At 71.2% G+C, this 8,662-nt stretch carries 8 protein-coding genes; 3 read left to right on the top strand and 5 right to left on the bottom strand.

Annotated elements, in window-relative coordinates; translation table 11 throughout:
• Window positions 1-156: 156 nt before the first annotated feature.
• The 5 genes from ACFZAX_RS25500 to ACFZAX_RS25520 all read right to left on the bottom strand — a co-directional run bounded on the left by ACFZAX_RS25500 (window position 157) and on the right by ACFZAX_RS25520 (window position 4,800).
• Complete coding sequence (locus ACFZAX_RS25500) at window positions 157-891, bottom strand: ASCH domain-containing protein (protein ID WP_390964465.1); 735 nt, start codon at window positions 889-891, stop codon at window positions 157-159.
• 612 nt (window positions 892-1,503) lie between these two features.
• Entirely contained in the window at window positions 1,504-2,499 is a 996-nt protein-coding gene (locus ACFZAX_RS25505; RefSeq protein WP_390964466.1) for a GNAT family N-acetyltransferase, read from the bottom strand.
• A gap of 343 nt (window positions 2,500-2,842) precedes the next feature.
• A complete protein-coding gene (locus ACFZAX_RS25510; protein WP_390964467.1) occupies window positions 2,843-3,841 on the bottom strand; it encodes a MerR family transcriptional regulator in 999 nt (332 codons plus the stop codon).
• Window positions 3,828-4,517: a HEAT repeat domain-containing protein gene (locus ACFZAX_RS25515; RefSeq protein ID WP_390964468.1), complete on the bottom strand. Its 690-nt coding sequence runs from the start codon at window positions 4,515-4,517 to the stop codon at window positions 3,828-3,830. The genes ACFZAX_RS25510 and ACFZAX_RS25515 overlap by 14 nt, the downstream gene beginning before the upstream one ends.
• 148 nt (window positions 4,518-4,665) lie before the next feature.
• On the bottom strand, window positions 4,666-4,800 hold the full coding sequence (locus ACFZAX_RS25520) for an FAD-linked oxidase C-terminal domain-containing protein (protein WP_390964469.1): 135 nt from the start codon (window positions 4,798-4,800) through the stop codon (window positions 4,666-4,668).
• Window positions 4,801-4,974: 174 nt separating this feature from the next.
• On the opposite strand from ACFZAX_RS25520, the gene ACFZAX_RS25525 reads away from it, so the two are divergent.
• The 3 genes from ACFZAX_RS25525 to ACFZAX_RS25535 all read left to right on the top strand — a co-directional run bounded on the left by ACFZAX_RS25525 (window position 4,975) and on the right by ACFZAX_RS25535 (window position 8,654).
• On the top strand, window positions 4,975-6,645 hold the full coding sequence (locus ACFZAX_RS25525; RefSeq protein WP_390964470.1) for a cellulase family glycosylhydrolase: 1,671 nt from the start codon (window positions 4,975-4,977) through the stop codon (window positions 6,643-6,645).
• Between the two features lie 155 nt (window positions 6,646-6,800).
• Window positions 6,801-6,902, top strand: a complete 102-nt coding sequence (locus ACFZAX_RS25530; protein ID WP_390964472.1) for a putative leader peptide — start codon at window positions 6,801-6,803, stop codon at window positions 6,900-6,902.
• A 297-nt stretch (window positions 6,903-7,199) separates the two neighbouring features.
• Window positions 7,200-8,654: a hypothetical protein gene (locus ACFZAX_RS25535; protein ID WP_390964473.1), complete on the top strand. Its 1,455-nt coding sequence runs from the start codon at window positions 7,200-7,202 to the stop codon at window positions 8,652-8,654.
• The last annotated feature ends 8 nt before the right edge of the window (window positions 8,655-8,662 follow it).

The raw sequence follows: 8,662 nt of genomic DNA on the forward strand, positions 1-8,662 counted from the left end.
CGTCCTTCCGGTTTCACAGCGCAAGTCCCGTCACGAGTACGCCAACCGCGTCGACGCCCTCGCGGGCGAAACACGCAGCGCATGGCGCCGGCTCCGAGATCATCCTGCTCGGAGTACCCCCGCGAGCGACGCATCAGTATCGGACAGACGGCGGCATCACTGCAGAGCGTCCGGCGCTTCGGCGGTGAACGTCACGCTTTCGATCTCAGCATCGGAGGGCAAGCCGGGGTAGTGGCCCTGGAGGCCACTCCTGAGCTCGTCGATGCTGGTGTCGCCATCGAGCCGGGCCTGTTCGGCGGTGAGGCGATCGAGCCGGTGGCGTTCGACGCCGGTGACGGTGCCGTCCAACGTGCGGTGGGCTTCGTCGTCCTCGAACAGGAAGATCGCGGAACCCAGGGCGATCGGATCGTCGTAGCGGACGGTGGAGGTCTTCCCCGCGGTGGCAATGGCCTCGTAGTAGCGCTTGTTGAACCGCACCATGCGTCGCGCATCCGCATCGGGGAAGAAATAGGTGTCCGGCAGTAGCTTCCGAACCGGCCGCAGTGTCGGCCCGTCGTCGGTCGGTACGGCGACGAACACATCGGGATGAAGGTCGAGAAGCACTTGGCGGCAGCGGCCGCACGGCGGGATGAGGCCGCGACCCTGATCTCCCGCGGCGGCGATGGTGACGAGCGGGCCGGCTCCCGCCGCTGCGGCGACACCGAGTACGACGAGTTCGGCGCACGGCCCGCCGGTGAAGTGGTAGACGTTGACCGCCTCATGGATCCTGCCGGCCGTGTCCATCGCCGCTGCGGCCACAGTGTGGTTCGGGTAGCTTCCGAGGGCGGCAGCGAGCCGTTCCGCAGCCTCGATGACGCGGCGCTCGGAGTCGAAGAGCTTCATGGAGACCATGGCGCTGACCCTAACTTTAAGTTAAGGGCTGTCCCGCAATTCGTGGTGGATCAGTGCGCGGCGTCAGATGCGGTGCATCGCAAGGCGGAGGGGCGTCCGCATACTGGATGTATGTGGACGTTCCGACAACGCGGCGAGGTGCCGTAGCTGTCGTCGCGCACCCGCCAGGAATTGCGGGACAGCCCTTAGGTCGACCCAGCCGGATTCCTCGACACAATTGTTCGACAGGCCCCGCACCTGCGGCCTGAGTATCGCTCGGAGCTGATCGGTTTCACGGGCGGACCGGCGGTCGGCGGATTTCATTTCCCTCCTGGTGGGAGGGGGAGAGCCGGGGTCGCCCGTGCTCGGCCCTGGAGATGTCCTTCCGCGTGGGGCGCTGCCGTCCGGACCGCCCGTCCAACACATCGGGTGGTGGAAGGGGCTGGATTTCGGGGATCACCTCGTACTCCGCCGGGGCAGCAGGCATCGTCGCGCGCAGATCGACGCGTCCACCGAGGCCCTGCGGCAATCGCCGGTCGTGGCCCGGCCCCGCCCAGGCGATCCACACCGGTCACCGGTAGGTACCCGGGCCCACGGTCCGTCGTCGGCGGACGGCCCCTCGCCCGTGCCGGTTCAGCCGGAGACCGCCTTGCGGTAGCGGACGTACTCGTTCAGGCGACGGAATCCCACGCTCTCGTAGAGGTCGTAGGACCGGTACGGATTGGCGGTCCCGGTGTACAACCTGGCGCTCTGCGCGCCGTGTTCGCGAAGGCACCGCAGTCCGTCGAGCAAGAGGGCACGGCCGAGGCCCAGCCGCCTCGACTCCGCGCGGACGCTCAGCTCCTCGACCTCGCCCAGGGTGGGGTCGTGGCGGCGCAGGGAGCACAGGGCGACCCCTGCCATCCGCTCACCGTCCCGCGCGGCCCGCCAGCAGGCCGGGACGGCCGTGGCGAGGAACCTCCCGTAGGTCCAGCTCTCGGTGAAGGCCGCGTCCGCGTACGAGTCGACGACCGTCTTCCACGCCTCGCGGTAGTCGCTCCGGGCAACGGCACCGATACGGACGCCGGCCGGCAACGGGCCGCTGCCTGGGAGTTGACGCAGGTCGGCCAGTTCCAGCTCCACCAGGCTGAACACACGCAGGTATCCGGCTCCGAGCAGGAGCGCCGTCGCGTCCTGCTCCGAGGCCGCGGCGTTCGCACCGAACACGGCCGTGGGCGCGGTTCCGTGCTGCCGCACGAGCCGGCGGATCCGCGCTTCCGCCCAGTCGAGCATGGCCGAGCCGACCCCACGGCCTCGATGGCCGGGAAGGAGATGACCTCGGTGCAGGTACAGCCATGTCCCGTCCCGCTCCTGCCACCACCTGATCGTCGCGTACCCGATGACGCTTCCGCCGTACTCCACCAGAAGCTGGTTCCGCGACGGATCGACCAGTTCCGCGCAGGATGCGGCGAGTTCGGCCGCCGTCGGGAGACCGTCCACGACCGAGCGGGCGTCCACCCGGTCCCGCGCCATGCAGCCCAGCCGTACGCCGGCCATCGCGCCGTGGTCCTCGGCACCCCGGTACGGCCGGAATGCGTAGTCCGGCGGCAGGGGCGCCGCCCCGGCGCCGATGCCGTCGTTCACGCCCATCCCCCGCCCCCTGTCGCGTCGGCCACTCGGTGCGCTTGCCGGTGACGGAAGCGTACGGCGTACCGCTCGGGCGGCCGAACCCGTTTTCCACGGCAGGTGGATACGCGGGGAGGCTTGTCCCGCGCCCCCGGCTCTGGTCGGGTGCCCCGCGCCCGACCCGCACCCGCACCCTCACGACGGACGCGGCGGGCGGGACGGAAGCGGTCTGCGTGCGACCGCCGGCGGAACCGCTGGCGGCGATGATCACGGCGCGGGCCGCAGGCGGAAGGGGACGCCGCCGGAGCGTGACCCGACGGAGACGCCCTGGTCGTCCCGCACCGTGACCCGGCGACGGCCGGTGCGCTCAGCCCCGCAGCCGGAGGAGGTAGACCGCGGTCAGCCGGACGGCGCGCTCCTCGTCGTGCGAGAGCTCCACGAGGGCGCGTGACGCCGTCGCCCCGGGGATGCCCGCCAGTGCTTGGGTCAGCCGTCCGCGTGCGGGTGCGCCTGTGGTGTCACGGGCGAGGAGATCGACAAGCCCCGTCGCGATCCGGTCAGCGGCTGCGGGGTCGGTCGCCAGCTCGCTCAACGCGTCGGCCGCGTCGGTGTCGTTGCCGCCCTCCACGATCATGTCGAGGAGTGTCGTGATCGCCTCCACCTCTCCACGTGTCCCGAGCGCCAGTGCCGCGTACCGGCGCACCACCTCGTCGGGATGTGCCAGGGCCTCCCGCAGGTGGACGGACGCCTCCTCACCGGGCATCTCGGCGAGGGACCGCACGGCACGGTTCCGCACCGCCGCCACCGGTGAGCCGAGGCCCTTCGCCAGCAACGCCGTGCCGCCCGCACCCGACTGGGCCAGCGCCCAGCGCAGGGCACCGGCGACGTACGGGTCCGTCTCCCCCAGGACCGCCTCGACCAGGGCCTCCACCGGCACGGGAGCCCGGTCGGCCGAGGAGAGCGCGGCGCGCTGGCGCGCGTCGGCGCTCGGCGACCCCAGCGCCTGGAGGAGCGCGACGACTTGGAGGACGCCCTCCCAGTCGGCGGGGTCCGCGGCGTCGATCCGGCGCAGCCGGGTGAGCAGCTCGGTCTCGGCCGCGATGCGCTCGCCGGTCCGGCGGACGAGGTCGTCCACGAGCTCCGAGGGCGTGAACCCGGGATCGTCGAGCGCGCGCCCGATCTCCCGCAGCGACAACCCCAGCGACCTCAGGCTCTCGATGTGGAAGATCCGCCGGATGTCCTGTGCGGAGTACTCCCGGTAGCCGGAGCCCGTACGGCCCGAGGGCCGTACCAGGCCGAGCGATTCGTAGTGCCGGAGCATGCGGGAACTGACCCCGGACCTTTTCGACACCTCACCGATCAGCACGGTTCTCATCGTCCGCCCCGGGGGCTCCGGTCAGGGCCGCGACGCGCTTGGCCTCCTCGATCGCGCACTCGAATCCGGCCTCCGGTTCGCGCAACAGGGCTGTGGTGGCGAGCGCGTGGGTACGCACACGCGGGTCGGGGTGCGTCGTCGCGGTGTCCAGGGCCGGCACGATCGCCTCACCCAGCGCGACCAGCGCCTGGCTGAGACTCAGCCTTGTCGGTCGCTCACCGCGTCCGAGCTGTGTCACCAGCACCGTGGCCAGGGAGAGCTGTTCGCCTTCCGGTACGAGCACGACCGCGGCCCGCCACGCGCTGCGCGCCACCTCGTCGTCGGCGTCCGACAGCAGGGCCGGTGTGATCTCCGGCCACGCCCGCCGGTCCCCGATCTTGGACAGCGTGTGCAGCGCCTGGCTGCGCGCCTGCGCCCGCTCGGAGCGGACTTCGCGGAGCAGCTCGGGGAGTGTCAGGTTCACCGGGTGTCGGACGAGGGCCCAGGTCAGCATGTCGCGGACGAAGAACTCGGGCTCGACCGCGCAACGCTCGACGAGCTTGCCGACGAAACACGGGTCGGGCCTCGTGCCGACGGCCAGAGCGGCCTGCAATCGTACGGTCGGGCTGCTGTCCTCCAGCGCCCGGAGTGCTCGTGCCGCGTCCGTGGCCGGTGTTGTCGTGGTCATCGGGACCACCTCCTCACACAGCAGTGAAGACCTTGTCACCGTGTCAGGGTCAAGCCGTTTCGGACGCCGGTCCCGAGCCGCCCGGATGCTCGGCGGGGGCGGCGTCCCGGCCCGTCGCGCCGCCTCCGCCGCCTCCTTCCCCTCGCGCTCAGACGGCCTTTCCCGGGTTGAGGATTCCGTGCGGGTCGAAGGCGGCCTCGACGCGCCGTTGCAGCGCGTGGTTCTCGTCTCCCAACTCCTCGGCGACCCACTGGCGTTCGAGGGTGCCGGAGACGATCGTCACCGGCTTGGCACCGTCGGTCGCGCCGGCCTGGTGAGCCGGATCGCCCCCTGATCACTCCGACCCTGCGCGATGTCTTGACGTGCCCCCAACAGAATGGCTTCATGGGAGCGCTCCCATTTGTGGGAGCGCTCCCATATCGCCCGATGCTCGACGCGTCCATCCTCTGGAGCCGCAGTGAGAACAGCGAGAAGCACGGCACGAACCCACCCCACCACCCTCCTCAGGAGAGCGCTGACCGCTCTCCTCGGGATCATCCTCGTCGGCGCCCTGGCCCCGGCGACAGCGCTGGCGCAGACCCGGTCGGCGGAGGCCACCACCGGGCTCCACATCAGTAACGGCCGTCTCCTGGAAGGCAACGGCAACGACTTCGTGATGCGCGGGGTCAACCACGCGCACACCTGGTACCCGGGCGAGACCCAGTCGTTGGCGGACATCAAGGCGACGGGCGCCAACACCGTCCGCGTCGTACTCTCCGACGGGTACCGATGGACGAAGAACAGTCCGGCCGAGGTCGCCGGGATCGTCGCCCAGTGCAAGGCCAACCGGCTCATCTGCGTACTGGAGGTGCACGACACCACCGGTTACGGCGAGGACTCCGCGGCGGGCACCCTCGACCACGCGGCCGACTACTGGATCAGCCTGAAGGACGTGCTGGCCGGTGAAGAGAGCTACATCATCATCAACATCGGCAACGAGCCGTGGGGCAACACCAATCCGGCCGGCTGGACCGCACCGACCATCAGCGCCGTCCAGAAGCTGAGGACGGCGGGCTTCCAGCACACGATCATGGTGGACGCACCCAACTGGGGCCAGGACTGGCAGGGCGTCATGCGGGCCAACGCCCAGTCGGTGTACAACGCCGACACCACCGGCAACCTGATCTTCTCGATCCACATGTACAGCGTCTACAACACCGCGCAGGCCGTCACCGACTACCTGCACGCCTTCGTGGATGCCGGACTGCCCATTCTCATCGGAGAGTTCGGAGGACCGGCGGACCAGTACGGCGACCCGGACGAGGACACCATGATGGCCACCGCCCAGCAGCTGAAGCTCGGTTACCTGGCCTGGTCCTGGAGCGGCAACACGGACCCGATCCTGGACCTGGTCATCGACTTCGACCCGACCCGGCTCAGCTCCTGGGGCGAGCGCATCTTCCACGGCGTCAACGGCATCGCGCAGACCTCGAAGGAGGCCACCGTCTTCGGCCAGGCGACGGCCGACACCCAGGCCCCGACCGCTCCCGGCACCCCCACCGCCTCAGCGGTGACGTCCACCTCCGCCACCCTCAACTGGGCCGCCTCGACGGACAACGTCGGCGTGAAGAGCTACGACGTCGTGCGCGTCAGCGGCACCACGGAGACGGCGGTCGCCTCCTCCACCACCACCGGCGTGACGGTCAGCTCCCTCACCTCCGGCACCGCGTACTCCTTCGCCGTCTACGCGCGCGACGCGGCCGGAAACCGTTCGGCCCGCTCGGCCGCGGTGAGTCTCACCACCGCCACCGGCGGCGGCTCCTCCGGGGCCGCCTGCTCGGTCGCGTACCGCGTGGTCGGCGACTGGCAGAGCGGATTCCAGGGTGAGATCACCGTCCGCAACACCGGCACCGCCGCCATCAACGCCTGGAAGCTCGGCTTCTCCTTCGCCAACGGCCAGACCGTCAGCAGCATGTGGGGCGGCACGCCCACCCAGAGCGGAAGCGCGGTGAGCGTGGCCCCGGCCTCGTACACCTCCGCGATCGCCGCCGGCTCCTCGGTCACCCTCGGCTTCCTCGGCACCCGGGGGTCCACGAACACCGCGCCGACCGCCTTCGACCTCAGCGGCACGGCCTGCGCCGTCGCCTGACCGGTCCGGAGCAACCGCTCCGGTTCGACCCGGTCCGCCCCGATGCCCGGCAGGGGAGCTCGTCACCCTGCCGGGCATCGGCGTGGTACGGGAGCACCCGCGAGTCCACCATGTGGACCGCCCATTGCCCCCGGCGATACGGACTGCCAAGGTCCATGACCATGACAACCCTCGGGGAACTCGGGTACACGCCCGCCCTGCTCGTGGCCCGTCGCCACGTGGACCAGTGCAGGCAGTCCAGCGCGCTCTGTCGCTGACCCCACCGGTCCGGTCGCGGCGGGATCTTCCGCCGTCCCGCGGCGCTCTCCCCGCCCCCGGGTTCTTTCTCCCCGACGGCCCGCCGCGCAGCGGCTCCGGCCCGTCGGCACCCTGGCAGTGACGACCACCGGACCACTCCGTCGCGTCCCGCTCCGCGGGCGGACGGGTGCTGCCTCCCTCGGTAACCGACCGCCGGTGCCTTCCGCCGGTCAGCCTTCGCCGGTCGCCCGCGGATGTCCGCTGTCCCCAGCCGCCCTCCGCCGGTGCCGGCCACCCCCCCTGCCGTCCTCTCCCGAATGGACTCCCCCGTGCCTCGTCCGTCCCTGTTCCCCCGTGCCGCGGTGCTGGGCGCCGCCGCCCTCTTCGCCCTGGCCGCCGCGTTCCCGGCCCAGGCCGCGACGGCGTTCTCACCGTTGCCGCCGCACAACCCGTACAGCGGCCCTCAGGGCACCGCGACCATGCACGGCGACACCGGATCGTCCGACGCCACGCCGCTCCCCGGACCGGGGGCCGGTTCGCTGACCTCGAAGCGGGTCGCCCTCCAGTCCGCCTGCCCCACGATCCTGGTCGGCTCCGACGGTTACCCGGTCGCCCTGTGCACGCCGATCTTCGGCCAGGTGCCCACGGTGCATCTGCTCGACCCCGCGTCCGGCGACTCGCTGACGACGCTCACCATCGCCAAGGGCTCGCTGCTGGGCGGGGTGTACGCCTACCTCGACGGCCAGGACCGGCTCGTGGCGGTCGACGGGAACCGCACCCTGCTCCGCATCGGCCACCGCCGCAACGCTTCGGGCAACTGGGAGCTCTACGTGGCGAGTTCGCTATCGCTGGCCGGGGCCGTCCCGGAGGGCGACGCCGTCACCGGGGTCTCGCCGGACTGGCAGGGCCGGGTGTGGTTCGCCACGGGCCGTGGCGTGGTCGGTACGGCGGACGACCGCACCGGCACCGTCCGCTCGCTGGTCCTGCCCGCCGGGGAGCGCGTCGACAACTCGATCTCGACGGCGCCGGAGGGCACCTCGGTCGCCACCAGCCACGCCACGTACCTGCTGAACGCGGCCGCGGACGGCACGCCCACCATCACCTGGCGGCAGCCGTACGACCGCGGGCCCGCCCGCAAGCCCGGCCAGCTGAGCTGGGGCACCGGTTCGACCCCGACGTTCTTCGGCCCGAACACCGGCACCGACTACGTCACCATCGTGGACAACGCCTCGCCCACCGAGAACCTCCTCGTGTACCGGACCGACACGGGCGCCCAGGTCTGCTCGGTCCCGGTGCTGAAATCGGGCAGCGGCAGTGAGAACTCACCGGTCGCCGTGGGCAATTCGGTCTTCGTCGCCAGCACCTACGGCTATCCCTACCCGGCGCTTCCGGAGAACGCCGGCACCAGCGTCCCCGCCTCCGCCGACTTCACGGGCGGCTTCAGCAGGGTCGACGTGCGGGCGGACGGTTCCGGCTGCGACCTGAAGTGGGACACCAGCATCCGCTCCTCGGCCGTGCCCCGGCTCTCCACGGCCGACGGTCTCCTCCACACCATCGTGCGCAGCCCGCTCATCCCGGGTACCAACAGCACGTCCCTCCTCGACAACTTCGCCTACGCGGAGATCGACCCGGCGACCGGCAGAACGGTCCGCACCAAGTCCGTCGGCACCGGTTCGCTCTTCGACTCCCTCCAGATGGTGGGCTCCATCGCCCCGGGTGGCGTGGTCTACCAGGGGACCGTCACCGGGGTGGTGCGCATCACCAACGGCTGACCGGACGG

Origin of the sequence: Streptomyces sp. NPDC008125 (assembly GCF_042957125.1) — a bacterium.
Taxonomy (GTDB): Bacteria; Actinomycetota; Actinomycetes; order Streptomycetales; family Streptomycetaceae; genus Streptomyces.

What these genes read in the sequence shown, in the direction of transcription:
- ACFZAX_RS25500 (WP_390964465.1), bottom strand. Translation starts at nt 891, where the DNA reads ATGGTCTCCATGAAGCTCTTCGACTCCGAGCGCCGCGTCATCGAGGCT.
- ACFZAX_RS25505 (WP_390964466.1), bottom strand. Translation starts at nt 2,499, where the DNA reads ATGGGCGTGAACGACGGCATCGGCGCCGGGGCGGCGCCCCTGCCGCCG.
- ACFZAX_RS25530 (WP_390964472.1), top strand. Translation starts at nt 6,801, where the DNA reads ATGACCATGACAACCCTCGGGGAACTCGGGTACACGCCCGCCCTGCTC.
- ACFZAX_RS25535 (WP_390964473.1), top strand. Translation starts at nt 7,200, where the DNA reads ATGGACTCCCCCGTGCCTCGTCCGTCCCTGTTCCCCCGTGCCGCGGTG.
- ACFZAX_RS25515 (WP_390964468.1), bottom strand. Translation starts at nt 4,517, where the DNA reads ATGACCACGACAACACCGGCCACGGACGCGGCACGAGCACTCCGGGCG.